Consider the following 25,949-nt stretch of genomic DNA (forward strand, 5'->3'; position numbering starts at 1 on the left):
TAGTAGCTGTCATGGTTTTATGATTTTGGTTTACAATACGATCCTTAGTTAGATGATTTATTTTAAATCAAGTAATAGTTGGTCTATTTCTCGTTTTTGAATGGCATATTTTTCTTGAAGTAAGGAACCTTCGCCCATACGAGTGTAATATTCTAGCGCTTTGTTAGCAAAAAAGCGTTTGTGTGTATCGGTCAATATTGGAATATGTGGGAATTGATGATGAAAAATCATTTCATAGTACGCTTGCCATTCTCTCTCGTTTTTGTCAGCAACAGAATTTTGAGGTGTTTTTTGACTCACGTGAATCATTTCGTGCAGCAACAAGTTGAGCATTAAGGGCAAATGAAATTCGAAAGTATTTTCAGGAATCCGAATAATTTGAGGTCCAGCAAGTGGTCCTTCGGTAGTCATTAAAATAAAATCGGGTTTTGCTTTTTCTCTGAGTTCAAAACCCTTGAAATTAGGGTGTGTCAATCCGTATTCTTCAATCAAGAACTGCGCTGCAGCAATCGTTTCGCCCATTTCATGAAAGGAGTGTACAATTTGTAGTTGGTCTTGGTAGGTTTTCATTGTAGTAAGTTAGTGCAGTTTATTTCAGTTTCTTGATGAGCAAAAGCATGGTAAATATATACTTTATTCAGTCTTATTCATAATCGAGTGAACTCTTCTAGCTTGCAGACTTCAAACAAAAAAGCCTAACAAAGCAAATGTTTGTTAGGCTTTTAAAAATTAGATTTTGTAAGTTACAGGATCGCTTTGGCTGCAAATTCTGCTACATTATGATCGTCTTCTACGGTGCTTCCGCTTACTCCAATAGCTCCAATTACTTCACCAGCATTGTTTTTGATAACAACACCTCCAGGAAAAGTAATCAATCCGCCATTACTGTGCTCTATGTTGTACAACGGAGCATCAGGTTTTACCAACGGAGTTAAAGTTGCAGTGTCCATCGTGAACCATGCTGATGTTTTTGCTTTTTTGAATGAAATGTCAATAGAGCCTATCCATGCGCCATCCATTCTTGCGAATGCTACTAAATTTGCACCTGCGTCTACTACGCAAATGTCCATTTTAGTTCCAATTTCTTCTGATTTGATTTTTGCTGCAGCGATTACTGCTTCTGCTTGTTGTAATGTAATGTTCATTTTTTTAAACTTATTTGGTTGTAAATTGGGTAATTAATTCAATTGGAGTTGCACTTAAGGCTTTGCTGATTGGGCATCCAAGTTTTACTCCTTCGGCTAATTCGTTGAATTGTGATTCAGTCATTCCGCTAACTTCACCAGTTAAATGAAGTTTGATTACTGATATTTCAAATCCATCGCCAACAGCGTCGAGTGCTACTTTGGCCTCAACGTGCAAAACTTCTGGCGTAAAACCAGCTTGAGTGACAGCAAAACTCAATGCCATTGCAAAACATCCTGCGTGAGCTGCTGCTAATAGCTCCTCCGGATTGGTGCCTTGTGTGCCATCTGCATTTTCAAAACGAGAATTAAAGCTGTAAGGAGTGTTGTTAAAAAATTGATTTTTAGAGTTTAGAGTTCCTTTTCCCTCTAATCCAGTACCGTTCCAAGTGGCGGTCGCTTTACGTAATGTTCCCATAGTTTTATCTTTTATAGTGTGCTACAATAGTTGCTTTTGCAATTGTGTTGGCCCATAGATTGTAACCAACTAATTCTGGATTAGCAGTTGCATCTAGTCCTAAATTATCTGTTTTTAACGCGTAAACTGTAAAAATGTATGTGTGAATGCCGTGGCCTACGGGCGGACATGGACCTCCAAAACCAGTTGCGCCAAAGCTTGTAGTACTTTGAATTGTTCCTGCGGGCATTAAATTTAAGGCTGGATTTCCTGCTTTTGAAACAATTTCATTACTATTTGATGGAATGTTAAAAGCTACCCAATGCCACCAACCTGCTCCTGTAGGCGCATCTGGGTCGTAGCACGTAATAGCAAAACTTTTGGTTCCTTCTGGAGCATTAGTCCAGCTTAATTGTGGTGATGCATTGTTTCCGTTACAGCCAAATCCATTAAACTCATTTTGAATGGTAAAGGATCCGCCCATATCTTTACTGCTTAAAGTAAACGTTTTTTGAGCAAAAAGAGTACCTGTAAAAAGTAATACAGCTGATAAAAATAAAATTGATTTCTGCATGATGAATGTTTTAAAAATTACATTACAAAAGTCAGTAATATGGCAGGAAACTCTAAAACTAAAAAGTTCAAAAAATGTTGCTAAAAGTTCAAATATTAATTTGTGATTGTTTAGGAGTTGTTCCAAATTTATTTTTGTACGCTTGAACAAAACTCGATAAATTTTCAAAACCTATTTCTTCGTAAACATCAGAGGCGCGCATTTTTTTGGTTTGCAACAAGTAAGCAGCATGTTCAAGTCTCTTTTCTTGAAACCATCGAATCGGACTTGTTTGAAATTCTTTATCAAAGTTGCGTTTAAAAGTAGAAACGCTCATGTTACACAAAAACGAAAGTTCTTGTATGCTTAAATTGTTCAAAGCATTTTTGTGCATCGTATCTACAAATGATTTTGCCGAAGGGTTTTGATGATGAACAAAATTCAATAAAAAATCGATTCCCTTCATTTGCACAAGATACAGAAGGATTTCCTCAAATTTTAACGGTAGCATTTTGTTGATAAAATCAACAGGTTGCGTTTGAAGATGAACCAAGCTTTTAACAATATTTTGAATTACGCGATCGTATTCTGTGATAATAAAAGGATCGTTATTTTGTTTGTGATTGTTCTTGTAATCGTATTTTTTTAGAAAGTCTTCAACGGCTTTATCCGAAAAAAATAGCAACATACTGCGGTAATTTTGACTTAAAGAAATGCTTTCGCTCATTAAGCAATTGCCCGCTTTGATAATGACAAATTTATCGTTTTCGATTCGCGTTGTGTGGTTTTGAGTGATTAGTTCTTTGGTGCCATTGAGCAGAAAACTAAAAACATTTTTAGATAGTTGCACCTTGTTTTTGTTGACACTTTTTGAAATAAAATACTCATACAGTTGTAGTTCACTATCGCTGTTGGTTTCTATCTGCTCAGGTAAATATTGAATTTCCATCTTATGATTTAAAATTTTCTACAATAAATATAGTTATCCAAATAGCTCACTCGCTACATCTTCTATTTTGGCGACCATTCTAATTTGTATACCTGTGTTTTTCAAAGTGATTTTATTGTATTTGGATACAAAAATGGTCGAAAATCCTAATTTTTCAGCTTCTTGAATTCGCTGATCTACTCTATTCACAGGGCGTATTTCGCCCGAAAGTCCTACTTCGCCAGCAAAACAAAAATCTTTATTGACTGCAATATCTTCATTGGAAGATAGAATCGTAGCAACTACAGCCAAGTCGATAGCGGGATCGTCTACCGAAATCCCTCCAGTGATGTTCAAGAAAACATCTTTGGCGCCAAGCCTAAAACCAGCTCTTTTTTCGAGTACTGCTAAAATCATGTTGAGTCGTTTAGCATTGTAACCCGTGGTGCTTCGTTGTGGTGTTCCGTAAACTGCAGTGCTTACGAGTGCTTGTATTTCTATCATCAAAGGCCGCATGCCTTCTAGAGTCGAGGCAATTGCAGTTCCTGATAACTCCTCGTTTTTGTGCGAAATTAATATTTCTGATGGGTTGGCTACTTCCCGTAATCCGCTGCCAAGCATTTCATAAATCCCTATTTCGGCTGTAGAGCCAAATCGGTTTTTTAGAGAGCGTAAAATTCGATAAACGTGATTGCGGTCGCCTTCAAACTGCAAAACCGTATCTACCATGTGCTCCAGGATTTTAGGACCTGCAATGTTTCCGTCTTTGGTAATATGTCCGATGAGAATCACTGGAATGTTGGTTTCTTTGGCAAATTTGATCAATTCGGCGGTCGTTTCTCGAATTTGAGAAATACTCCCGGGAGTTGATTCAATATAATCCGTATGTAAAGTTTGAATTGAATCGATGATTACAATTTCAGGCTCAATGGCTTCAATTTGTTTGAATATGTTTTGCGTTTTGGTTTCAGTAAGAATGTAGCAATTGTCTCCGCTAGGCGTAATCCTTTCTGCTCGCATTTTTATTTGTTTCTGACTTTCTTCTCCTGAAACGTATAGCGTTTTGTAAGGTAATTTTAGGGAAATTTGTAGTAAAAGCGTACTTTTTCCAATTCCTGGTTCACCTCCTAAAAGAATTAAAGAACCAGGTACAATTCCTCCACCTAAAACCCGGTTCAATTCGCCATCAGTAGTGTCCATACGAATCTCTTGCGCTGAATCAATCTGGTCAATTCGCAGTGGTCTTGGTGCTTTGCTAGTTGGAGTGGGCTCGCTTTTCCAAGCTACTTTTTCTTGTTTTTGGATAATTTCTTCGGCAATCGTGTTCCATTCTTTGCAGGAATTGCATTGCCCTTGCCATTTGGCATATTGTGCGCCACAGTTTTGGCAAAAAAAGGTAGTTTTAACTTTTGACATTATTTTTTTGGTGTTTGGCTAACCATATCTTCATATTTTTCGATCATCATGTCTTTGGTGAGATCTCCAATTTCATCTAATTGGGAAGCGTTTTGATATTTTTTGGCCGCTCTTTTTGTGTCTCCTGTTTTTTCATACATCAAACCCAATTGATACTCTGCAAGCATTGATTTAGGGTAATCTCTATTTGACATTTGTGCCAATTGTTCAAGTTCAGGATACGCTTTGTTTTTTAAAATTGCGGCTTCTATTGCCTTAAAATCATTCAATCGGACGGGAGTTTTTATACCGAGTGTTTTTTGTAGCACATCGTATTTGTTTTGGAGATAGTCTGCGTAACCTGATGTAAGTACAGCAATTTTTTCGCTGTATTCAGTTGATGAGATTGGTTTGTAGGTTTCAAAAAAATGATACAATGCACTTGGAATGGAGTAGAGCACTAACGAGTAATGAGAAGCGTCACTAAAATTATCAAACTTATAATGTAGGTTTGGATTGCTGATTTGTTTGAGTTGTAAGTCGAGTTCTTTTATTGGTGTTTGAATTTTTTTAGTATCGCCTTCACCATTCGAATGGTAATAAAATAAAGGTTTTTTAACCTTGCTCAAGGCGGTTGCTATTTTGGTTTCCATTTCCGGGGCAAATTCTGTTCCTAGTGCCACATATCCATCAAACATAGATTGGTCTTGATACAAATAATAATTGATGAAACCTGCCGTAAGATCATGTCCTGCTAGGATTCGAAAGGGTGCAATAGGGTATTTTTTTTCTAAAAATGAAACTAATTCCGTTGCGATAAAATTATAAAATTTGGCACTTTGATTATTCGGAAGTCCTGTTTCGGCGTCAAATTCACAGTCAGCGTAGCGCTCTTCATCAGTATTTTGATTGATTCCAACAACGATGCATTCCGGTATATCGTCCCAATACGCACCATAGCTAAGTGATCCGTAAAAAGGATCAAACAAATAATCTCCGTCTAATAGTATGAGTAAAGGATATTTTTTATTTGGGTTTTTTTCTAGCGATGCCGGAAGCCCAATAGAAAGTGTTCTGGTACTACCTAATTGCTTAGACTCAAACTCAAAGCTTGTTTTTTGTGCCATTACACTCAATGAAAAAAGGAATAAAAGTAAGGTTTGTTTCATAAGGGGTTCTTTTTTTGTTACGCTGTAGCAAATGAAAGGTACTAAGATAGCACAAATATTGGTTTGCGAGTTGCAAAAAGTGATTGGTTAAAACGTATTCAATTGTTATGTTTTCGAAATATAATGGATTAAAAAAACCATTAAAACGAATTCCTATACAATTTCGGAATACGTTTTAATGGTGATATTAGAAAGTGCAATCCTAATTTGTGATTGCATTTTGTAACTGATTTTTTAAGTCAATGAATTGTCATTCTCATTCGGGAAAATAACCCATGGTTTAAAAGTCTTTGCTTCTTCAAAATCCATTCCTGCGTAAGAAATGATAATGATAATGTCATCTTTTTGAACTTTTCTGGCAGCTGGTCCGTTTAAAGTAATAGTGCCAGAGTTTTTCTCGCCTTTGATGGCATAAGTTTCAAAGCGTTCTCCATTATTGATGTTAACAATAGAAACTTTTTCGCCTTCAATAATATTAGAGGCTTCTAAAAGTGCCTCGTCAATTGTAATAGATCCGATATAATTTAAATCAGCCCCTGTAACTTTTACACGGTGAATTTTCGATTTTAAAACTTGAATTTGCATGCTACAAAAGTAATTTAATTTAATGAAATGGTGTCAATTAAGCGAATATTGTTAACTAAAACAGCTATGAACGCGCGGTATTTTTTGTTTTTATTTTTTCTAACGCAAGAAACTAAAGTGGCTTCGTCAGCAATTGTAAAATATTCTAGTGTAAATCGAGGGTTCTTATCAAAATATTTGGTAACCCATTTGCCAATATCTGCAGTGCTTTTTGTTGCAAATTGAGACCGAGCACCAAGTAATGCTTGGTAAATCAAGGCGGCTTCAGCACGTTCTTCTGTAGATAAGCGCTCGTTTCTCGAACTCATGGCCAATTCATTCGATTCTCTATAAATGGGGCAACCAATAACATTAACCGGTAAGTTATTTTTGGCTACCATTTTTTTAACAATTTGAAGTTGCTGAAAATCTTTTTCGCCAAAATAAGCATTTTGTGGGGTAACAATTTCAAATAAGCGTTTTACGATAGTACCTACTCCGTTAAAATGCCCGGGTCTAAAACGTCCTTCCATCTGATTTTCCAGTCCGTCAAAATCAAAATGTTCTGATGAAGGAGTACCTTGGTATAAATCTTCAACAGCAGGTGCATACAACACAATAGTAGGATCTAGCGCATTAAGTTTAGCTACATCTTGATCGAGTGTACGTGGGTATTTTGCTAAGTCCTCAGGGTTATTAAACTGTGTAGGATTCACAAAAATACTGACCACAGTTGTAGTATTTTCTTGGAGTGATCTTTGCATTAAAGCCAGGTGACCCTCGTGTAAAGCGCCCATTGTTGGGACAAACCCAATCGTTGAATGGAGTGTTTGTATCGATTTCAAATAGTCCATCAAAGATGCTTTTCCGTAGAAAATAGGCATGGCTGTATTATTAAAATTAAATGCAAACTTACTATTTTAGTTAATAACTGCATAAAATTTTGTAATTTTGCGTGGTTTTTATTGCCAATAAACAAAGTAAATTACAATATGAAAGATAAGAGGATATTATATGTATCATCTGAAGTGGTGCCGTATCTCGCTGAAAACGAGGTCTCTTTAATGTCTTATGACGTGCCTAAAATGATCAATGATCAAGGTGGACAGATAAGAATTTTTATGCCAAGGTATGGAAATATTAACGAGAGAAGACATCAATTACACGAAGTAATTAGACTTTCGGGGATGAATTTGGTAGTGAATGATCTCGATATGCCTTTGATTATTAAGGTAGCTTCGATACCAAAAGAGCGTATTCAGGTTTATTTTATTGATAACGATGAATATTTTAAAAGGAAAGCCACATTTGCTGATGAAGAAGGTGTCATGTATCCTGATAATGACGAACGCGCTATATTTTTTGCAAAAGGTGTTGTAGAGACAGTAAAAAAACTAAATTGGGTTCCAGATATTATTCACGTACACGGCTGGATGGCTGCTATGCTGCCGGTGTACATGAAACACTTCTATAAAAACGAAGCTTTATTTTCGGATACCAAAATCGTCACATCCGTTTACAGTCAATCTTTTGATGGTACACTAGATGCAGAAATGATAAACAAAGTAAAATTCGACGGCGTTCCAGATGAAGCTATTGCAGACTTAGAAGTGCCTAATTTCGAAAATATTATGAAGGCAACCGTACTGCATTCGGATGCTGTGATTATTGCTGCTGATAACCTCTCATCAAGTTTAACAAAATTTATAGAGTCTTCAGGAAAACCTTTTTTACCTTTCACCGCGAAAGGTGCTTTTGCAGAAGCGTATACAAACTTCTATAAAAATGAAGTGCTATAAAATTAAACTTTTTTGATCCTATGATTAACAATTCTTTTTTTAAGAACATTTTCCTCTTGTTTAGTGTTATTTTTTTAACTTCTTGTGATAAAGAATTTAATGAAATTGGTGGTGACTTGATAGGTGAAAATAACTTTGACCTTAGTAAACAGTCCTATAGCGTTTTGGGATACACCCAAAAAACGAATGCTGTGCAATCTAATAATTTAGAGGTAAACCCTTTGGGTATTTACAGTGATTCTAATTTTGGTCAAACTAGTGCAAACTTTAATACGCAACTTACATTAGAGTCTGTAATTACTTCTGTAGGTGCGAATCCATTTGTAGAAAGTGTTGTTTTGACAATTCCTTACTATGTAGATAATACACAAACAAAATTAAATACTGATGGCACGAGAACCTATGTTTTAGATTCTATTTATGGTCCTGAAAAAGCCAAGATGAAGTTAAGTGTTTATGAATCAGGTTTTTTTATGAGAGACTTAGATCCAGCTGCAGGATTCAAATCTCCACAAAAATATTACAGCAATCAAAATGCTGATTTTGACGGTTTAAAACTGCCTACACTTCTAAACGATAATAGTGCTGATAAATCGCAAAACGAAGAGTTTTTCTTTGATTCAAAAGAGCTCTCTGTGGTTACAACAGATACGGTTACTAATGCAAAAACTACGACCTATTCGCCGCCTTCTATGCAGTTAACTCTTAATAGAAGTTTTTTTAAGACAAAGATTATTGATGCCATAAACTCTGGTAAATTGGCTTCAAATGAAGTGTTCAAAAACTATTTTAGAGGCTTGTATTTTAAAATTGAAAAGATTCCGGGAAGTGCAGGGAACATGGCGATGTTGGATTTTACAAAAGGTAAAATAACCATTAAATATAATGAAGATGGTACCCCAGCTGCAGGAACTACAAAAATCCCAAGGGTTAAGAAAACTATTGAGTTAAATCTTAGAGGTAATTCTGTTAGTTTATTAACTAATGATTTTTCATCTTCAGGTGCAGCATACAATGCGCTTCCTAATACTGGGAATACGACAGAAGGTGATGATAAATTATTTTTGAGAGGTGGAGAAGGTGCTGTTTCAATCTTAGAATTGTTCAATAAAACAGACTTGAAAGGATACGATGCAAATGGTGTCTTGGGTGGGCCAAACGGAATATCAGATGAATTGGATGATTTAAGAAATCCTGCAGATGGTAAAAAGTTGTTGGTTAATGAGGCCAACCTTGTATTTCACATTGATGCTGCAAGTATGGCTTCAAGTAAAGAGCCGCAGCGTATTTATGTTTACGATTTCACCAACAATCGCCCGATAGTTGATTTTACTTTAGACCCTTCGACCAATGCTGCTGATCCTAAAAAATCGAAATCTATTCTTGATGGATTAATTCGTAAAGATGCTACATCAAAAAGAGGAACAACGTACAAAGTGCGAATTACAAATCAAATTCGTAACTTGATTAATAATAAAGACTCCACTAATGTAAAATTAGGTGTGGTTGTGACCGAATCAATTGCTGTTTCAAATTCTTATTCCGTAAGAAATGCGAACAGTTTTATTAAACAAGTGCCTAAGGCGTCCGTTATGAATCCGCTTGGAACCATTATTTTTGGTGGAAAATCGACCGTGCCAGCTGATAAAAGGCTAAAGCTTGAAATTTATTTTACAAAACCTAATTAGTGTAAATTATGTGTGGAATCGTTGGATATATTGGATACAGAGAAGCGTATCCTATTGTAATTAAGGGACTGAAAAGACTTGAATATAGAGGTTATGATAGTGCAGGCGTAATGCTGTATGATGGAGCGTCTATACAAGTTACTAAGACTAAAGGCAAGGTCGCTGATCTCGAGGCTAAGGCATCAGTAGATATGGCAATTTCAGGTTCTATTGGAGTGGGTCATACACGCTGGGCTACTCACGGAGTGCCAAATGATGTAAACTCACATCCTCATTTATCAAATTCTGGAGATTTAGCTATTGTTCACAACGGTATCATTGAGAATTATGCGCCTCTAAAGGCAGAGCTTTTAAAAAGAGGATATGTATTTCATTCAGATACTGATACTGAAGTGTTGGTGAATTTGATTGAAGAAGTACAGAAAAAAGATAAATTGAAACTAGGAAAAGCAGTTCAAGTAGCATTAAATCAAGTTGTTGGCGCTTATGCTATAGCTGTATTTGATAAAAAAAATCCTAATGAAATAGTTGCGGCACGTTTAGGTAGTCCTTTAGCTATTGGTGTAGGTGAAGGTGAGTTTTTCATTGCATCTGATGCATCGCCATTCATCGAGTATACATCTAATGCTATTTACTTAGAAGACGGAGAAATGGCTAACATTAGGTTGCATAAACCAATGAAGGTTCGTAAAATTAAAGATGACTCTTTGGTAAACCCAACTATTCAAGAGCTACAGATGAATTTGGAGCAAATTGAAAAAGGAGGTTACGATCACTTCATGATGAAAGAAATTTACGAACAACCTAGTGTAATTAAGGATACTTATCGTGGTAGACTTCATGCAAATGAAGGTTTGATTCAAATGGCTGGAATTGAAGATAATTTAGAGAAATTTTTAAATGCTGATCGTATTCTAATCGTTGCGTGTGGAACATCTTGGCATGCTGGTTTGGTTGCCGAATATATTTTTGAAGAATTTGCTAGAATTCCTGTTGAAGTAGAATATGCTTCTGAGTTCAGATATAGAAATCCAATCATTAGTAGTAAAGATATTGTTATAGCAATTTCACAATCAGGGGAAACTGCAGATACTATGGCTGCTATTAAGTTAGCTAAAGAACATGGTGCATTCGTCTTTGGAGTTTGTAATGTGGTGGGTTCTTCTATTTCCAGAGAAAGTCATGCAGGTGCCTATACGCACGCTGGTCCAGAAATTGGAGTAGCATCTACAAAGGCGTTTACAACGCAAATTACAGTTTTAACGATGATTGCCTTGCGTTTAGCTAAAGCAAAAGGAACTTTGTCAAATTCTGTATTTCATGCTTACCTTGAGGAATTAGAAATTATTCCAGAGAAAGTTAAAGAAGCTTTAGAGACCAATGAAGTAGCACAAGAAATCGCAGCTGTATTTAAAGATGCTTCAAATTGCTTGTACTTAGGTCGTGGGTATAATTTCCCAGTTGCCTTAGAGGGTGCGTTAAAGCTAAAGGAGATATCATACATTCACGCTGAAGGTTATCCTGCTGCCGAAATGAAGCATGGTCCGATTGCATTAATTGACGAGCATATGCCTGTAGTTGTAATTGCTCCTAAGCAAGGACATTACGATAAAATTGTTAGTAATATTCAAGAAATTAAATCTCGTAGCGGAAAAATTATTGCTGTAGTAACTAAAGGAGATACGCAAGTTCGTGAGTTGGCTGATTACGTAATTGAGATTCCAGAAACCTCAGATGCGCTTTCGCCACTAATTACTACAATTCCATTACAGTTATTGTCTTACCATATAGCGGTAATGCGTGGTTGTAATGTTGATCAACCTCGTAACTTAGCAAAATCAGTTACAGTTGAATAAGTGAAAATATTTTTTTATAATAGCCCTGAAAGTTCAACTTTCGGGGCTTTTTTTTTGCTTTGTAAATGTGAAAATTAGTATAAATTTTTACGTTTTTTGCACTTTTGTCAAATATCTAAAATTTAATAAAATTTTTAAGATTAATGTATTTTTTATATGCATGCATAATGAAATTATGTTTTTTATACTTAAAATTTAACATTAAAAATTCTTTTAGAAATAGCAATTAAGTCTGATTAGACCATTATAAATGCTGATTCCCGATTTTTTTCGCTTCTTTTTTATTAATATCAAAATTATTTGTACTTTGGCGTCATAAACCAACAAATTATAGCCCAATGAGAGTGTATTTACTTTTTTTGACATTGTTTTTTTGTAGCGTAACATTTGCTCAAAATTCAATTTCAGGTGTTGTTACAGACAGTAACAACCAGCCTATTCCTGGAGCCAATATCAAACTTCTAGGAGATGCTGCCAGCACAACGACAGATGTTGACGGTGCTTTTACTTTAAAATCAAATAAAAAACCACCGTTTGTAATTGAAATTACAAGTATTGGTTTTGCATCTCAAAAGGTTTCTGTTGCTTCATCAACTCAAAAAATTGTTGTCAAATTATTAGATGAAGAGAATAAACTAGATGAAATCGTGGTATCTGCGTCAAGAACTCCAGAGCGTGTGCTTGAGTCGCCAGTAACCATTGAAAGAATGGGTACTGCTGAAATTAAAAAAACAGCTTCACCATCTTTTTATGACGGATTAGAAAACATGAAAGAAGTTCAAATGAATACTTCTAGTATGTCATTCAAGTCGATCAATACTCGTGGATTTGCTTCTGTAGCCAATACTCGTTTTATGCAATTAGTGGACGGTATGGATAACTCTTCTCCGTTATTAAACTTCGTGTTAGGAAACTTAATAGGAGTTTCAGAAATTGATGTTCAGTCAGTTGAATTATTACCAGGAGCTTCTTCGGCTTTGTATGGTGCGAATGCATTTAACGGAATTTTGTTCATGACTAGTAAAAGTCCATTTACAAGCGAAGGTATCAGAGCATATGCTAAATTTGGTCAAACTACTCAAAAAGCAGCCGGTACAAATGACTACGTAGATTATGGAGTGCGTATGGCAAAAGCTTTCAATAAATATGTAGCAGGTAAAGCAAACTTTGCTTACATGAAAGGTACGGAATGGCATGCAGTAAATTATGATGATAAAACTAGAATGGGAGTTGATAGAAATTCAATTGACTATGATGGTATCAATGTTTACGGTGACGAAGTTGCTACTAACATAAAAAATGTTGGACAAGCTCTTGCGGCTCAAAACATAATTCCAGCATCTGCGGTAAATTTATTACCAAACAGAAATGTAAGTAGAACTGGTTATAATGAAGTTGATTTGACAGATAATAAAGTGTCAAATACAAAAATTGATTTATCGTTACATGTACGTCCTTTTGGTGACGAAAGACTAGAGGTTATTGTTCAAAGTAAATTTGGTTTTGGTAACACTGTTTATCAAGGAGCTAACAGATATTACTTGAATAACTTTTTTATGCAACAACATAAAATTGAATTCAAGGGTAAAAACTTTTTCTTAAGAGGTTATACTACTACTGAGGATGGTGGTAATTCATATGATATGTTATTTACAGGTATTAATGTAAATAGAAAGTGGAAAAGTGATGCAACATGGTTTGGTCAATATGCCGGTGCTTACGTACAGTCAACTTTAGGAGGTTTTACTCCAGAGCAAGCGCATGCAAGAGCAAGAGCTTCAGCTGATTCAGGAAGATTTTTACCAGGAACTCCAGAGTTTAAAAATGCTTTTGCTCAAGTTACCAACGAAGCAAGTGTTTTATCTGGTTCAAAGTTGGTTGATAATTCTAAAATTTATCACTCAGATGTAAATTACAATTTCAAAGACATTATCAAAGTAGCTGAGATTCAAGTTGGAGGTTCTTTTAGACAATATGAATTGAATTCTTTTGGTCGTATTTACACAGATGCTAACGGACCAATTCGTTATGACGAGTACGGAATGTATACTCAAGTGATGAAAAAATTTATTGACGATCGATTGAAATTTACTGGGTCGCTTCGTTATGATAAAGCACAAAATTTTGATGGGAATTATTCTCCAAGAGTGTCTTTGGTTTATTCTGCTGGGGAAAACAAAAATCATAATTTCAGAGGTTCATTCCAAACAGGTTTTAGAAATCCATCTACTCAAGATCAATACATTGGTTTCAATGTTGGTAGTGCTATCTTGCTTGGGTCAGCTCCAGATAACTTAACTCGTTTTACAGAGACTTTACCAGTTAATGGTACTGTTGGTCAGGCTAACAATAATGGAAACGCTACAGTTACTATTGATGGAAGAAGAGCGTATGAGAATTCATATCTTGCTTCGTCTGTATTAGCATTTTCTGCTGCTGGAAACCCAGCTTTACTTAAAAAAACAAATGCTGGTCTTGTTAAACCAGAAGAAGTGAAAGCTTTTGAATTAGGATATCGTTCTTTTATCAATAAAACTTCTATTGATATCAATGGGTATTATAATATATACAACAACTTTATTGGAAACTTAAATGTGATTACTCCATTGTATGGTTTAGCACTAGATGGTGGTGGATTAACTAACCCTGAAGGTCCAAAAGCGATACAAGCTTTACAAAGTGGTAATACAAGAACTTTTCAGTTATACACTAATACTCCAATTGAAATCGAGTCAATTGGTTTCGGAATTGGATTGTCTAGAAAAGTATACAAAGAATTTGAGATTGGAGCCAATTATAACTATGCTGAATTCAGTTTTGATCAATCAAAAGATCCAAGTTTTGAAGCTGGTTTCAACACTCCAAAACATAGAGTTAAGGCATCTATTGGAAATGAGAAATTATTTAAAAATTTCGGATTTAATGTGAGCGGAAGATGGAATAGTGAATACTTATGGCAATCTTCTTTTGCTGATGGAGTTATCGCTTCAGCAACAGTTATCGATGCGCAATTGAATTATAATTTCCCATCTTTAAAATCAACATTCAAACTTGGAGCTTCAAATATTGGTGGTAAAGAATATGGTCAGGTTTTAGGAGCTGGTTTAATTGGTCAGCAGTATTTTGCATCTTGGACAATCAACCCATAAGCAATCATTCATAATAAAATAAAATTACAATGATAAAAAATTTCAAATGGCTATTATTTGCTTCGTTAGCATTTGTAGCGTGTAATAACGAAGAGGAAGTAGTGGTAGATGCTAACTCATCTGATGGAAAACCTTTAACAGCAGGTTCTGCGGTGGTGACTAAGTATGTAGCACTAGGTGATTCCTATGCGGCTGGTTTTAGTGATAATGCTCTTTTTAAAACAGCGCAAGAAGGTTCTTATGCAAACATTATTGCACAACAGTTTGCTTTAGCAGGAGGAGGTGAGTTCAAAACTCCCTTTATGAACGATAATACAGGAGGGCTTTTGTTAAATGGTAATGTGATTCTTGGAACCAGATTGTTTTTTAATGGTGCGGCACCAGTTTCGGTTCCTGGAAGGCCTACAACAGAAGTAACGACTAAATTGACTGGGCCTTTCAATAATATGGGTGTTCCAGGTGCAAAGAGTTATCATTTGGTAGCTCCAAATTATGGTAATGTAGCTGGTGTAGCTACTGGAGCTGCTAATCCGTATTTTGCACGATTTGCTTCAACAGCTGCAACAACTGTTGTTGCTGATGCTGTAGCTCAAGCGCCAACCTTCTTTTCTTTGTGGATTGGTGGTAATGATGTTTTGGGTTATGCAACCTCTGGAGGTTCAGGAAGAAACCAAACAGGTAATTTGAATCCTGCTACCTATGCTAGTAATGATATTACAGATCCAAATGTTTTTGCAAGTGCGTTTAATGGAATTGTAAATGCTATGACTGCTAATGGTGCAAAAGGTGTTGTGGCTAATTTGCCTTATGTAACGGCTTTGCCATATTTTACAACAGTACCTTTTAATCCAGTAAATTTAACAGCAACTGCAGCTGCACAGTTAAATACTGGATACGCAGCATACAATGCAGGTTTACAATCAATGGTAAATGCTAATTTATTGACTGCTGCTGAAGCTTCAAGAAGAACAATCAATTTTAAAGCAGGTGCCAATGCAGTAGTTATTGTAGATAGTTATTTAACTGACAGAACTTCTTTCAGTATTCCATCTTTCAGACATGCAACAGCTGATGATTTGATTGTTTTACCAGCAAGTAGTTTTATTGGTACATTAGTAGGAGGGAATGCTGCTGCTGTTAACGGAGTTTCTGTACCTCTTGCTGATAACTGGGTTTTGTCAAAAGAAGAAATTGCTGAAGTAAAAGTAGCTACTGATGCTTACAATGCAACAATTCAATCAGTTGCAACTGCAAAAGGTTTGGCTTTCGTAGAATTGAAAGGTGTTACAGATAAATTAGCTAGTGGTGGTATTGTGTATAATGGTTTTAATACAACTTCTGCTTTTATTTTTGGAGGAATGTTTTCATTAGATGGAGTACATCCAAGTCCAAGAGGATATGCAATTATTGCTAATTTATTTACTGATGCTATAAATGTAAAATTTGGAGCTAACTTTAAAAACAAAAACGTAGGTACGTACCGCATTTTGTACCCTGCTTCGTTGTAGTTTAAAAATAAAATTTAGTTAATTAGGAAGGCCATCTGCAGTTTTGCAGGTGGTTTTTTTTTGAGGATAATGCGATGCTTTGATGGTTTTTGACTCATTTCTAGCATATCTATTAAAATACTCCAATTTTTATAAAAAATAATTGATTTTATATTTTAAAAAATTATCTTTGCACACTGAAAAAAGTATTTAATCAATATGTATTGGTTAGACTCTTTTCATAAACCTAAATAGCTATTTAATAAATACATAAGTAATGTCGAAAGTAATAGGAAAAGTTGCCCAGATCATTGGACCAGTAGTTGACGTAGTTTTCAACGGTAAGGATGTTGAACTTCCAAAAATTTATGATTCGTTAGAAATCACAAAAAAAGATGGTACTTTATTAGTGCTAGAAGTACAATCTCACATTGGTGAAAACACAGTTCGTACCATTTCGATGGACTCAACAGACGGTTTGTCTAGAGGTTACGAAGTTGTGGGTACAGGAAATCCTATTCAAATGCCAATTGGTGCAGATGTTTACGGTCGTTTATTTAACGTTGTTGGAGACGCTATTGATGGTTTACCAGAATTGCCTAAAACAGGTGAGAACGGAATGTCTATTCACCGTCAGGCTCCAAAATTCGAAGATTTATCTACATCTTCTGAAGTTTTATTCACAGGTATCAAAGTAATCGATTTGATTGAGCCTTATGCAAAAGGTGGTAAAATTGGATTGTTTGGTGGTGCTGGAGTTGGTAAAACAGTATTGATTCAGGAGTTGATTAACAATATTGCAAAAGGTCACGGTGGACTTTCAGTATTCGCAGGAGTAGGAGAAAGAACACGTGAAGGAAATGACTTGCTTCGTGAGATGTTAGAGTCAGGAATTATTAAATATGGTGAGGAATTCATGCACTCTATGGAAAATGGAGGATGGGACTTATCAAAAGTTGATTTACCAGGAATGAGAGAGTCTAAAGCTACTTTCGTTTTCGGTCAAATGAATGAGCCACCAGGAGCTCGTGCACGTGTAGCACTTTCTGGATTGTCTATTGCTGAGTATTTCCGTGATGGAGCAGGATCTGATCAAGGTAAAGATGTATTGTTCTTCGTTGATAATATCTTCCGTTTTACACAAGCAGGTTCTGAGGTATCGGCACTTTTGGGTCGTATGCCATCTGCAGTAGGTTACCAACCAACATTGGCTACTGAGATGGGAGCTATGCAAGAGCGTATTACTTCTACAAACAAAGGTTCTATTACATCTGTACAAGCGGTATACGTACCTGCGGATGATTTAACTGACCCGGCACCAGCAACAACATTTGCTCACTTAGATGCAACTACAGTATTGTCTCGTAAAATTGCTGAGTTAGGTATTTATCCTGCGGTTGACCCGTTAGATTCTACTTCTCGTATCTTGACTCCACATATCTTAGGAAATGAGCACTATGACTGTGCACAAAGAGTAAAAGAAATTCTTCAGAAATACAAGCAATTGCAAGATATTATCGCGATTCTTGGTATGGAAGAATTATCAGAAGATGATAAATTGGCAGTATCAAGAGCGCGTCGTGTACAACGTTTCTTGTCTCAGCCTTTCCACGTAGCGGAGCAATTTACAGGTTTAAAAGGAGTTTTAGTAGATATTAAAGATACTATCAAAGGATTTAATATGATTATTGATGGTGAATTAGATCACTTACCAGAATCAGCTTTTAACCTTAAAGGTACTATCGAAGAAGCTATCGAAGCTGGAGAGAAAATGTTAGCCGAAGCGTAAAACGAGTTTACAGTTGATAGTAACAGTTAGTAGTAACTGAAACTGAAAACTGAGACTGAAAACTTAAAAATATGATTTTAGAAATAGTATCACCAGAGGCTAAATTGTTTTCAGGAGAAGTAACTTCGGTTACTTTGCCAGGAGTAGATGGAAGTTTTCAAATTTTAAATAATCACGCTCCTATTGTTTCAATTCTTGAGAAAGGTGTGATTAAAATTGCAGCGGCAAACCTTACTTTAACAAAGGATGTTGCTAATAAGTTTACAAAACTGGATGCTCAAAACTATACTTTAGAGATTCATTCTGGGACTGTTGAAATGAAAGACAATAAAGTGATTGTTTTAGTTGATTAAGTTCCCGTTATAAATACCAAAAAAAAGCCTAACTTATCGTTAGGCTTTTTTTTATTTCCAGTTCCATTTTATGATGTTCCATTCGAGGTCGTGTTCAAGGTAAGTAGCAATAATTTTGAAACCTATTGCTTGATGTGCCTGCAGCGAACGTTGGTTTAGTGTTGCTACTTCGGTAATAAGTACATCAAATTCACCTTGAAGTTGTTCTCTATAAAAGTGGTACAAGGCTCTAAATACACCTTGCTTTCGATAATCTTTTGAAATGCAAATTTGCCCCATTACAACGTATTTCGTTTCGGGAGCCACAAGTTGTTCTATTCTAGTAAATAGTGGCTGTAAAGCAGGTATTTCGGCTTTAAAACTAGGCAGCATGACTAATGCAAATCCAATTACTTTTGTATGATCCTTGGCAATGATATGCTTACAAGCATTATTCATTTTTTCAAGCAGAGATACAGTATGTTGTACAGTCACAAAACCTTCTTTAGTTTTTTCTTCAGTAGAGAATTGCGAGCTACTATTTTGCAATTGTAATTCCCTTATTTGTTCAAGTTCCTCGAGTAAATTGGCCCTGTAATAAAGTATCGTGTTCATGATGTATTTGATAATGATCGTTTTATTCTAAATGAGTTTTAATTATTCCGCTCCATCTAGCTTGGCGCGTTCCACGGCTAGATTTCCAACTTTTTGTCCTAACTCCATTCCTTTTTCGCAATCGCTGCGGTAATGTATACAACCTAACATCCTAGATTCAGACGCTTCTTTTGCCATAGCTTCAAAACTGGTTTTTTTACTCGGGATTAAATGAGATAATACAGTGCTTGCCGCTGCGCTAAATGTGGAATGTCCTGAAACGTAAGCTGGAAAATTGGGAACTCCAGTATTTGTTTTAATTGAAGGATCCATTTGTGTTGGCCTCGGGTTATAATAGGTATACTTGGCATCCCAACAGCTGATTGCTGCGTCCATCATAGAGATATTTAGTAATGCCATGTTTCTAGCCCAACGAACTTCGCTATAATTCAATTTAACAAAAGATTCTGCCGCAATTGCGTTCCAATGCCCTGGCGGTGTATAAGTTCCAATTCCATCTGCCCAAAATGTAACAATTTCCATATTTCTTCTGGTTTGATTTAGACTTATTGATTTGATTTCGGCTAATTCTTTTTTGAAAAGATCTGATTTAGTTGATGGTGGTGGTACTGGTCTATTTGCGATTACCATTTCGGGTGTCATAATAAATGATTTAACTTTCCCAAAGAAGGGTAGCATTGGCGGACGAGCTGGCAATTCTAGAGATTTCCAAGGTGTTTCGCCTTTTGCAAATGTTTCATTTTCTAGTTGTGCCCATTGCGCTGGAGTTCCTATTGCGGCTCCTGCGCCATCAGAACTTGCTCTTGCAATAAACTTCGCTGCTATTTTTTTTCCTAAAGTTATTCCTGCATCAACATCACTTCGCACGTTTGCGCCTGCAATAATGCGATACAGTTGGTGTTCAGCTGCTTTTTCTTGAATAAATGCAATTTCTGTTGGGAATAATAATTTGAGTAATTCTACTGTTACACCGCAGATTGCACCATCTTCAGAGGGATAGGAGGGTAATGTACTTTTAGGAACTAATACTTGCAACGCGTTGTCTTGTGTAAAGGGAGCAATTCTGTTAAACTGCTTTTTATAAAACCATGTGGCAACCAAAGCATCGTGTTGTGCAGCGCTTACATAGGCATAGGCCCTCGCTGCGTACGGTGGGCTCGAAAAAGGAAACTCAGGATTAGCAAAAGGATTTGCTGCTGATGGAGTTGGGTAGGTTCCGTCAGGATTTTGGTAGGGCGGTCGGTTGTGTTTGGCCACGAGTGCTCGCATAATTTCATTCCAGCGCAATACGCCACCTACGCTCCAATAACGAATGATTCTTTGTTGCTCAGCAGTAATATTAGCTTGGAAACTTTTTATTTCATTGATTTCTCTTGTAAATGCCGGACTGTTACTGGCTATTGGAGCATCTAATGAATATTCATTAGGACTAGTTAATAAAAATGTTTTCCAAGCTCCTGCTTCTTCATCTTGTGTTATCGGATTTAAAGCTTGAAATTCATTATTTCTCTCTTCTAAATCCTCATTGCATGAAGTGAAAATTATCGAAGAAATTGCTGCTAAAAGGTATATTGAGGTTTTTTTGAATGTACTTTTCATGATTGTTTTTTGTTAAAATTCAAGATGTAAAATAGGCCGCCATAAATAGAGGTTGTTTGCCCTACATTTCGACCATTTAAAGTGTAATTACAACCTGCTAAGAATGATAATCTAGGGTTTTGTTTTGGGCTGTATTTTGTAAAAACACCTGTTCGTAGTGCATTCATGGTATTGCTCGGGAAAGGCATATTATTGCTGGTAATGTCAAAACCTCCACTTTGAGTCACCATGTTTTCCAAAGAGGCTTCGGCAATAAGGGTATTGGTTCGATATCCTATTTTGTAGTTTACATTTATTACATCTGGCATATCTACTCTATTGGTGTAATACGGTTTTGTAGTAAAGTAGGAATTGCGATCAATTTCAATAGAAGCTCTTTTTACGTATGCAGCTGAAAATGTGGTGAAAAATCGTTTGTTTTGATAATCAGCTATCAAGCGTAGGGTTGCGGTATTGCTCTTTGCGCCAATACTTAGTGGTAAAAAGTCTGCTGCATAATCTGATAAGGGTGTAGAAAGTCCCAAAACGGTATATAGTGTGTAGGCTGTTCTGTTTATTTTTCTTTTAAATGTTAGGTGTTTGAGTAATAGAGTGACATCTTGAACGCCCTCTTGGCCGGCCAAAGTGCCTGCACTAGCTTTTGTTTTTACATAGGGTAGGCTTACTAGTACATTTAATTTTTTCGTTAATCCGTAATTACCCATTACAGCCAAGGAAGAACTCGAAACGGTTCCTAAATTTAGATTTTCACGTTTAAAGTCACCTTCCCAATACTCATTCCAGCTGTTGTGCTGATATACCGTTCCGAAACAGAAATAATTTTTACTCATAAATAATCCATCGGTTTCTGTTTGAGAAAACAAAAAAAGTGGAGCGAGTAGTAATCCAAGTAAATATTTATTTTTCATTTTTAATTGCTGGTCTGGTTAATTTTTTGATCTTTTAAGTGCGGTGATATGTTTTTATACTCAATTATCCTTTATCTGCAGGACCTGATTTTGATTTTTGTAGTCATCAAAACAAGAAGCATAAAATACACATCACTTCTATCAAAAAGAAGTTTTTTGTATTTGATTTAGGTTACTTAGGAGTTGATTTTTTAAAAAAAAATAGTTCTCGAAAATCAATAGAACTCCATTAGATATTGGGTTGTTAAAAGCCTGATTTACTTGAATAGCTCTTTTGGTAAACACAAAATGTTATGTTTATTAACTGCTCAGTCAAATTTTTGTATGTTGGCTGTGCAGGATAGCTAAAATTTGTGTTGCTTTTTTGTAAAATGATATTTGCTAAAAACGGCTATAATGAAATAGGTGCCATGCTTTAGATCAATAACAAGCTAAAAGCCAATGTTGTTGATTGCGCAAGCATTTACGTTTAGCACATTTGTAAGCAGCTAAAGTTTATCTTGTACAAAAAGTTAAGGTAAAATAGGTTTTAACAAGGTCTTAAACCAGATCCGGTGGTGAGAAGGGCACAGACAGATAACCTGCAATTAGAAGCGGAGTAGGTAATAATGCAATTTCAGTAGTAGTTGCCTTGTTTTCTGGTGAAAACACTATGGCAGCTGTTTCTTGAGGAATATAATCTTTTAAGAAAGATTTCATCAGTTTTTTTAAAGGCGATTCTTTTGTGGCTCCACCATTAAACAATTGTTGATCAACAATATTTTGTAAGTTAGGATTTATTGATTCTTGATGCGAATTTGGTAGGTAATACAAGCTCAGAATATTGTTTTGAATTCTTTTTTTGAATATGTGATACGTTTTTTTGTCGATAACTACATTTTCATTTACATATTCAAATTCAGTATCCTCTATAAATGAATATAAAGAGGCATTTAATTGAATAACTTGGTAATTAATATTGTCTTTTTTTTCAATCGCTGCTACCCATGCTTGCTCTTCCTGATAGGCAAACATCAGGTAATAACCAAGTACGTTATAAAATAACGTAACTATCAGAAAAAGAGTAGCAATCCGTTTCATATGCTCCGAAAGTAGCAAACAATTGTTCAGACTGTTTTTTTTGAGATTGTTTTTAAGATAAAATTAACATAAATTTATGATTTAGATTAATCGAAACCGTTTTCGTAAAAATAAAGCGCTAAGCTTATGACTCTTCTTTTTAATATGTTAAATTATAATGAATTTGTATTTTTTTAATTCAAAACTCTTTTTTCGTTTCCTTAATTAGTAGTCATGTGTTAGAGCACTCTTTTTGATGAATTGACGCTTCAAAATTCAATTCAAATAAAACTTGCCTATTTTTGTGTCACCATGAAAAAATTTCCAAAAAATCTTTCGGATAAGCTACAAGCAAGAGTGGAGCAAAATGCTTTACGCGTATTGCCTTCGACTCGTGGCGGTGTTGATTTTTCTTCTAACGATTATTTAGGTTTTGCTGCTTCTGCAAGTCTGTTTCATCAAACTCATGAGTATTTAGTAGCTCATAATTTGCTTCAAAATGGTGCAACGGGTTCCCGTTTGTTATCAGGTAATCATGCTGTTTATGCTACAGCTGAAAATTATATTGCACAATTTCATCAATCAGAAACTACTTTGCTTTTCAATTCTGGTTACGATGCTAACGTTGGTTTTTTTGGTGCTGTACCGCAACGCAATGATATTATTTTATTTGATTCTTTGTGTCATGCCTCCATTCGTGACGGAATTCAAATGAGTGCTGCAAGGTCGTTTAAATTTGAGCATAATAATTTTGAAAATTTAGAAGAACTCATCGCTAAAGCCAAAGCTACGCAACTATCTTCGTCCAGTATTTACATTGTCACTGAATCAGTTTTTTCAATGGATGGCGATAGCCCAGATTTATCTAATTTAGTTCAAATTGCTTCTGACAATGATTGTTTTTTGGTAGTAGATGAAGCGCATGCGTTGGGAGTGGTTGGCGAAAAAGGGGAAGGTTTGGTGCAAATGTTAGGCTTACAAGACCATGTTTTTGCGCGTATCATGACTTTTGGTAAAGGATTAGGTTGCCATGGAGCATCCATTTTAGGTAGTCAAGATTTGAAGAATTATTTGGTAAATTTCGCTCGAAGTTTTATTTACACGACCGGTCTTTCTCCACATTCGGTAGCAACGATTTTAATCGCTTACAATTATTTGAATCAAGATGTAACTGCATTATCTCAGCTTCGGGAGAATATTATTCATTTTAATCAAATAAAAAATATGTTGGGAGTAAAGCCTTTATTTGTTCGTAGCAAATCAGCTATTCAATCTGCAATTATACCGGGCAATGACAAGGTTAAAATGATTGCCAATCAATTACAAGAGCAAGGTTTTGATGTAAAAGCAATCCTTTCGCCAACGGTGCCAGAAGGACAAGAACGCCTTCGTTTTTGTTTACATAATTACAACACAAAAGAACAAATTGAAAAAGTACTTACTTTGCTTAGTGTGTACGTTTTTGAATAAAAAAAAGATAAAATATTAAAGTACTGCTAGCATTTGCTTGGTGGATAATTATTTGAAAAGTATGAAACTATTTATAACAGGAATTGGAACCGATGTTGGTAAAACTGTTGCATCTGCAATTATTACAGAAGCTCTCGAAGCTGATTATTGGAAACCGATTCAGGCGGGAGATTTAGATCGCTCAGACAGTCACAAGATCAAATTGCTTTTGTCAAACAATAAAACAGTGATTCATCCTAATGCCTACGCACTGCAAACTCCAGCAAGTCCGCATTTTGCTGCTGAGTTAGATAAAATTACAATTGACTTAAGTAATATAGCTTCACCCGCAACCAAAAATCATTTGGTAATTGAAGGTGCTGGAGGGGTTTTGGTTCCATTAAATGATACGGACTGTGTGGTTGATTTGATTCAACCCGATTATAAAGTGATAGTAGTTTCACGCCATTATTTGGGCAGTATCAATCACACTTTGATGACTATCGAATGTTTGAAAAATAGAAATTTAAAAGTAGCAGGAATTGTTTTTAGTGGCAACGAAAACAAAGCAACCGAATCAATTATTTTAAACAAGACAGGAATTAAATGCATTGGTCGCATTGATCAAGAACCTTATTTTGATGCCAATGCCATAAAAGAATACGCTGATTTATTTCGTGACAACCTTTTGAGTTTATAAATTATGAGTACTATAAAAAGTGTTGCTGTGGAAAAGTCTAGCCTTGTAGAAAGAGATCAAAAGTATTTGTGGCATCCGTACACCCAACATAAAACAGCTTCTTTGCCCATTGCTATTGCAAAAGGAGAAGGCGCTTTACTTTGGGATGTGAATGGCAAGGAGTATATTGATGCCATTGCATCGTGGTGGGTTAATCCTTACGGGCACTCTAATCGGTTTATAGCTGATGCGATTTACAAACAATTAACCACATTAGAACATGTGCTATTTGGTGGTTTTACACATCAGCCGGCGGTTCTTGTTGCCGAAAAGTTGATGGAGATTTTGCCAAAAAATCAACAAAAGATTTTCTTTTCAGATAACGGTTCAACAGCTGTTGAAGTAGCGATCAAGGTTGCGTTGCAGTATTTTTTCAACAAAGGCGAAAAACGACCGACTATTATTGCCTTTGAAAATGCGTTTCACGGTGATACTTTTGGCGCCATGGCAGCCAGCGGAATTTCGTTTTTTGTCGAAGCCTTTGAAGGAATGTTTATTGATGTGGTGCGTATTCCTGTTCCTGTAAAAGGGCACGAACAAGAGAGTTATGATGCTTTGCAAAATGTAATTAACTCTAAAAATTGCGCAGCTTTTATATTTGAACCTTTGGTTTTAGGAGCGGCAGGTATGGTGATGTATGAGCCTAAATCGCTTGAAGTACTGATGCAAATTTGCAAGGAAAATAAAGTGTTCAACATTGCTGATGAAGTAATGACAGGTTTTGGTAAAACGGGACGAAATTTTGCTACGGACTATGTGACTACTAAACCTGATATGATGTGCTTGTCGAAAGCCTTAACAGGTGGAACGATTCCGATGGCAATTACTACTTTTACACAAGAGTTGTACGACGCCTTTTATGATGATGATATCAATAAAGCCTTGTTTCACGGTCATACTTTTACAGCAAACCCAACTGGCTGTGCTGCGGCCTTGGCGAGTTTGACCTTGTTGCAAACGGATGAAATGCAAACTAATATTGCTAGAATTCATGCCAATCATAAGGCTTTTGAGGAGCGAATAAAAATTCACCCAAAAGTAGTTACCACAAGAATTTTGGGAACTATCATTGCACTCGAAGTTGTCACCGATGGCGCGGCAAGTTATTACGGAAGTTTGCGCAACAAGTTGTACGATTTTTTTATTGCCAACGGTGTTGTTTTGAGACCTGTAGGAAACATTGTTTATGTATTGCCGCCATACGTAATTAGCGATGAGCAGTTACAAAAAGTATATCAAGTGATCGAAAATGCTTTAGAAATAGTTTAAATTTGCAGAAAATTTGCAAAG

General features: G+C 35.9%; 23 protein-coding genes. 10 read left to right on the plus strand and 13 right to left on the minus strand.

What is annotated here, in order from left to right:
- Positions 1 to 57 precede the first annotated feature (57 nt).
- The 9 genes from L1S34_RS13255 to panC form a co-directional block, all read right to left on the minus strand.
- On the minus strand, positions 58 to 570 hold the full coding sequence (locus tag L1S34_RS13255; RefSeq protein ID WP_236364397.1) for a hypothetical protein: 513 nt from the start codon (positions 568 to 570) through the stop codon (positions 58 to 60).
- A 173-nt stretch (positions 571 to 743) separates the two neighbouring features.
- Positions 744 to 1,145 (minus strand): GlcG/HbpS family heme-binding protein, encoded by a 402-nt coding sequence (locus L1S34_RS13260; RefSeq protein ID WP_236364398.1) that lies wholly within the window; start codon positions 1,143 to 1,145, stop codon positions 744 to 746.
- Positions 1,146 to 1,155: 10 nt separating this feature from the next.
- The gene (locus tag L1S34_RS13265) at positions 1,156 to 1,602 is read right to left on the minus strand and encodes an OsmC family protein (protein WP_236364399.1); all 447 of its coding nucleotides are present in this window, start codon (positions 1,600 to 1,602) and stop codon (positions 1,156 to 1,158) included.
- Positions 1,603 to 1,606: 4 nt separating this feature from the next.
- Positions 1,607 to 2,155 (minus strand): YbhB/YbcL family Raf kinase inhibitor-like protein, encoded by a 549-nt coding sequence (locus L1S34_RS13270; protein WP_166132501.1) that lies wholly within the window; start codon positions 2,153 to 2,155, stop codon positions 1,607 to 1,609.
- Between the two features lie 88 nt (positions 2,156 to 2,243).
- Positions 2,244 to 3,083 carry a helix-turn-helix domain-containing protein gene (locus tag L1S34_RS13275; protein ID WP_166132500.1) on the minus strand — a complete coding sequence of 280 codons (840 nt, stop codon included), beginning with the start codon at positions 3,081 to 3,083 and terminating at the stop codon, positions 2,244 to 2,246.
- 33 nt (positions 3,084 to 3,116) lie between these two features.
- Entirely contained in the window at positions 3,117 to 4,478 is a 1,362-nt protein-coding gene (gene radA, locus L1S34_RS13280) for a DNA repair protein RadA (protein WP_236364400.1), read from the minus strand.
- Positions 4,478 to 5,626 carry an alpha/beta hydrolase gene (locus L1S34_RS13285; RefSeq protein ID WP_236364401.1) on the minus strand — a complete coding sequence of 383 codons (1,149 nt, stop codon included), beginning with the start codon at positions 5,624 to 5,626 and terminating at the stop codon, positions 4,478 to 4,480. Before L1S34_RS13285 ends, radA begins: the two co-directional genes overlap by 1 nt.
- Before the next feature lie 234 nt (positions 5,627 to 5,860).
- On the minus strand, positions 5,861 to 6,211 hold the full coding sequence (panD, locus tag L1S34_RS13290) for an aspartate 1-decarboxylase (RefSeq protein ID WP_166132497.1): 351 nt from the start codon (positions 6,209 to 6,211) through the stop codon (positions 5,861 to 5,863).
- Positions 6,212 to 6,225: 14 nt separating this feature from the next.
- Positions 6,226 to 7,074, minus strand: a complete 849-nt coding sequence (gene panC / locus L1S34_RS13295; RefSeq protein WP_236364402.1) for a pantoate--beta-alanine ligase — start codon at positions 7,072 to 7,074, stop codon at positions 6,226 to 6,228.
- Between the two features lie 108 nt (positions 7,075 to 7,182).
- On the opposite strand from panC, the gene L1S34_RS13300 reads away from it, so the two are divergent.
- The 7 genes from L1S34_RS13300 (at position 7,183) to L1S34_RS13330 (ending at position 18,311) form a co-directional block, all read left to right on the plus strand.
- On the plus strand, positions 7,183 to 7,989 hold the full coding sequence (locus L1S34_RS13300; RefSeq protein WP_166132495.1) for a glycogen/starch synthase: 807 nt from the start codon (positions 7,183 to 7,185) through the stop codon (positions 7,987 to 7,989).
- Positions 7,990 to 8,009: 20 nt separating this feature from the next.
- Positions 8,010 to 9,677 (plus strand): DUF4270 domain-containing protein, encoded by a 1,668-nt coding sequence (locus L1S34_RS13305; RefSeq protein ID WP_236364403.1) that lies wholly within the window; start codon positions 8,010 to 8,012, stop codon positions 9,675 to 9,677.
- Between the two features lie 8 nt (positions 9,678 to 9,685).
- Entirely contained in the window at positions 9,686 to 11,533 is a 1,848-nt protein-coding gene (gene glmS, locus L1S34_RS13310) for a glutamine--fructose-6-phosphate transaminase (isomerizing) (RefSeq protein WP_166132493.1), read from the plus strand.
- Between the two features lie 338 nt (positions 11,534 to 11,871).
- Positions 11,872 to 14,682, plus strand: coding sequence for a TonB-dependent receptor domain-containing protein (locus L1S34_RS13315; protein WP_166132492.1), 2,811 nt, complete (start codon positions 11,872 to 11,874; stop codon positions 14,680 to 14,682).
- Between the two features lie 29 nt (positions 14,683 to 14,711).
- A complete protein-coding gene (locus L1S34_RS13320; RefSeq protein ID WP_236364404.1) occupies positions 14,712 to 16,190 on the plus strand; it encodes an SGNH/GDSL hydrolase family protein in 1,479 nt (492 codons plus the stop codon).
- A gap of 256 nt (positions 16,191 to 16,446) precedes the next feature.
- Positions 16,447 to 17,958: a F0F1 ATP synthase subunit beta gene (gene atpD, locus L1S34_RS13325; RefSeq protein WP_166132490.1), complete on the plus strand. Its 1,512-nt coding sequence runs from the start codon at positions 16,447 to 16,449 to the stop codon at positions 17,956 to 17,958.
- Between the two features lie 71 nt (positions 17,959 to 18,029).
- On the plus strand, positions 18,030 to 18,311 hold the full coding sequence (locus tag L1S34_RS13330; protein WP_166132489.1) for a FoF1 ATP synthase subunit delta/epsilon: 282 nt from the start codon (positions 18,030 to 18,032) through the stop codon (positions 18,309 to 18,311).
- A gap of 51 nt (positions 18,312 to 18,362) precedes the next feature.
- Here the strand turns inward: L1S34_RS13330 and L1S34_RS13335 are convergent, their stop codons facing one another.
- From L1S34_RS13335 to L1S34_RS13350, 4 genes are all read right to left on the minus strand, one after another.
- Positions 18,363 to 18,905: a GNAT family N-acetyltransferase gene (locus L1S34_RS13335; RefSeq protein ID WP_166132488.1), complete on the minus strand. Its 543-nt coding sequence runs from the start codon at positions 18,903 to 18,905 to the stop codon at positions 18,363 to 18,365.
- Positions 18,906 to 18,947: 42 nt separating this feature from the next.
- Complete coding sequence (locus tag L1S34_RS13340) at positions 18,948 to 20,504, minus strand: phosphatase PAP2 family protein (protein ID WP_236364405.1); 1,557 nt, start codon at positions 20,502 to 20,504, stop codon at positions 18,948 to 18,950.
- Positions 20,501 to 21,412 carry a hypothetical protein gene (locus L1S34_RS13345; RefSeq protein ID WP_236364406.1) on the minus strand — a complete coding sequence of 304 codons (912 nt, stop codon included), beginning with the start codon at positions 21,410 to 21,412 and terminating at the stop codon, positions 20,501 to 20,503. The genes L1S34_RS13340 and L1S34_RS13345 overlap by 4 nt, the downstream gene beginning before the upstream one ends.
- 540 nt (positions 21,413 to 21,952) lie before the next feature.
- Positions 21,953 to 22,492 (minus strand): hypothetical protein, encoded by a 540-nt coding sequence (locus L1S34_RS13350; RefSeq protein ID WP_236364407.1) that lies wholly within the window; start codon positions 22,490 to 22,492, stop codon positions 21,953 to 21,955.
- Between the two features lie 291 nt (positions 22,493 to 22,783).
- On the opposite strand from L1S34_RS13350, the gene L1S34_RS13355 reads away from it, so the two are divergent.
- From L1S34_RS13355 to bioA, 3 genes are all read left to right on the plus strand, one after another.
- On the plus strand, positions 22,784 to 23,941 hold the full coding sequence (locus L1S34_RS13355; protein ID WP_236364408.1) for an aminotransferase class I/II-fold pyridoxal phosphate-dependent enzyme: 1,158 nt from the start codon (positions 22,784 to 22,786) through the stop codon (positions 23,939 to 23,941).
- A gap of 61 nt (positions 23,942 to 24,002) precedes the next feature.
- Entirely contained in the window at positions 24,003 to 24,620 is a 618-nt protein-coding gene (bioD, locus tag L1S34_RS13360) for a dethiobiotin synthase (RefSeq protein ID WP_236364409.1), read from the plus strand.
- Positions 24,621 to 24,623: 3 nt separating this feature from the next.
- Positions 24,624 to 25,928, plus strand: a complete 1,305-nt coding sequence (gene bioA, locus L1S34_RS13365; RefSeq protein ID WP_236364410.1) for an adenosylmethionine--8-amino-7-oxononanoate transaminase — start codon at positions 24,624 to 24,626, stop codon at positions 25,926 to 25,928.
- Positions 25,929 to 25,949: the final 21 nt, after the last annotated feature.

This window comes from Flavobacterium sp. K77 (assembly GCF_021608205.1).
GTDB lineage: Bacteria > Bacteroidota > Bacteroidia > Flavobacteriales > Flavobacteriaceae > Flavobacterium > Flavobacterium turcicum.

What these genes read in the sequence shown, in the direction of transcription:
- L1S34_RS13315 (WP_166132492.1), top strand. Translation starts at nt 11,872, where the DNA reads ATGAGAGTGTATTTACTTTTTTTGACATTGTTTTTTTGTAGCGTAACA.
- L1S34_RS13340 (WP_236364405.1), bottom strand. Translation starts at nt 20,504, where the DNA reads ATGAAAAGTACATTCAAAAAAACCTCAATATACCTTTTAGCAGCAATT.
- L1S34_RS13300 (WP_166132495.1), top strand. Translation starts at nt 7,183, where the DNA reads ATGAAAGATAAGAGGATATTATATGTATCATCTGAAGTGGTGCCGTAT.
- L1S34_RS13285 (WP_236364401.1), bottom strand. Translation starts at nt 5,626, where the DNA reads ATGAAACAAACCTTACTTTTATTCCTTTTTTCATTGAGTGTAATGGCA.
- bioA (WP_236364410.1), top strand. Translation starts at nt 24,624, where the DNA reads ATGAGTACTATAAAAAGTGTTGCTGTGGAAAAGTCTAGCCTTGTAGAA.
- L1S34_RS13345 (WP_236364406.1), bottom strand. Translation starts at nt 21,412, where the DNA reads ATGAAAAATAAATATTTACTTGGATTACTACTCGCTCCACTTTTTTTG.
- L1S34_RS13355 (WP_236364408.1), top strand. Translation starts at nt 22,784, where the DNA reads ATGAAAAAATTTCCAAAAAATCTTTCGGATAAGCTACAAGCAAGAGTG.
- L1S34_RS13255 (WP_236364397.1), bottom strand. Translation starts at nt 570, where the DNA reads ATGAAAACCTACCAAGACCAACTACAAATTGTACACTCCTTTCATGAA.
- atpD (WP_166132490.1), top strand. Translation starts at nt 16,447, where the DNA reads ATGTCGAAAGTAATAGGAAAAGTTGCCCAGATCATTGGACCAGTAGTT.
- L1S34_RS13275 (WP_166132500.1), bottom strand. Translation starts at nt 3,083, where the DNA reads ATGGAAATTCAATATTTACCTGAGCAGATAGAAACCAACAGCGATAGT.
- L1S34_RS13320 (WP_236364404.1), top strand. Translation starts at nt 14,712, where the DNA reads ATGATAAAAAATTTCAAATGGCTATTATTTGCTTCGTTAGCATTTGTA.
- panC (WP_236364402.1), bottom strand. Translation starts at nt 7,074, where the DNA reads ATGCCTATTTTCTACGGAAAAGCATCTTTGATGGACTATTTGAAATCG.
- panD (WP_166132497.1), bottom strand. Translation starts at nt 6,211, where the DNA reads ATGCAAATTCAAGTTTTAAAATCGAAAATTCACCGTGTAAAAGTTACA.
- L1S34_RS13305 (WP_236364403.1), top strand. Translation starts at nt 8,010, where the DNA reads ATGATTAACAATTCTTTTTTTAAGAACATTTTCCTCTTGTTTAGTGTT.
- L1S34_RS13330 (WP_166132489.1), top strand. Translation starts at nt 18,030, where the DNA reads ATGATTTTAGAAATAGTATCACCAGAGGCTAAATTGTTTTCAGGAGAA.
- L1S34_RS13350 (WP_236364407.1), bottom strand. Translation starts at nt 22,492, where the DNA reads ATGAAACGGATTGCTACTCTTTTTCTGATAGTTACGTTATTTTATAAC.
- glmS (WP_166132493.1), top strand. Translation starts at nt 9,686, where the DNA reads ATGTGTGGAATCGTTGGATATATTGGATACAGAGAAGCGTATCCTATT.
- L1S34_RS13260 (WP_236364398.1), bottom strand. Translation starts at nt 1,145, where the DNA reads ATGAACATTACATTACAACAAGCAGAAGCAGTAATCGCTGCAGCAAAA.
- bioD (WP_236364409.1), top strand. Translation starts at nt 24,003, where the DNA reads ATGAAACTATTTATAACAGGAATTGGAACCGATGTTGGTAAAACTGTT.
- radA (WP_236364400.1), bottom strand. Translation starts at nt 4,478, where the DNA reads ATGTCAAAAGTTAAAACTACCTTTTTTTGCCAAAACTGTGGCGCACAA.
- L1S34_RS13335 (WP_166132488.1), bottom strand. Translation starts at nt 18,905, where the DNA reads ATGAACACGATACTTTATTACAGGGCCAATTTACTCGAGGAACTTGAA.
- L1S34_RS13270 (WP_166132501.1), bottom strand. Translation starts at nt 2,155, where the DNA reads ATGCAGAAATCAATTTTATTTTTATCAGCTGTATTACTTTTTACAGGT.
- L1S34_RS13265 (WP_236364399.1), bottom strand. Translation starts at nt 1,602, where the DNA reads ATGGGAACATTACGTAAAGCGACCGCCACTTGGAACGGTACTGGATTA.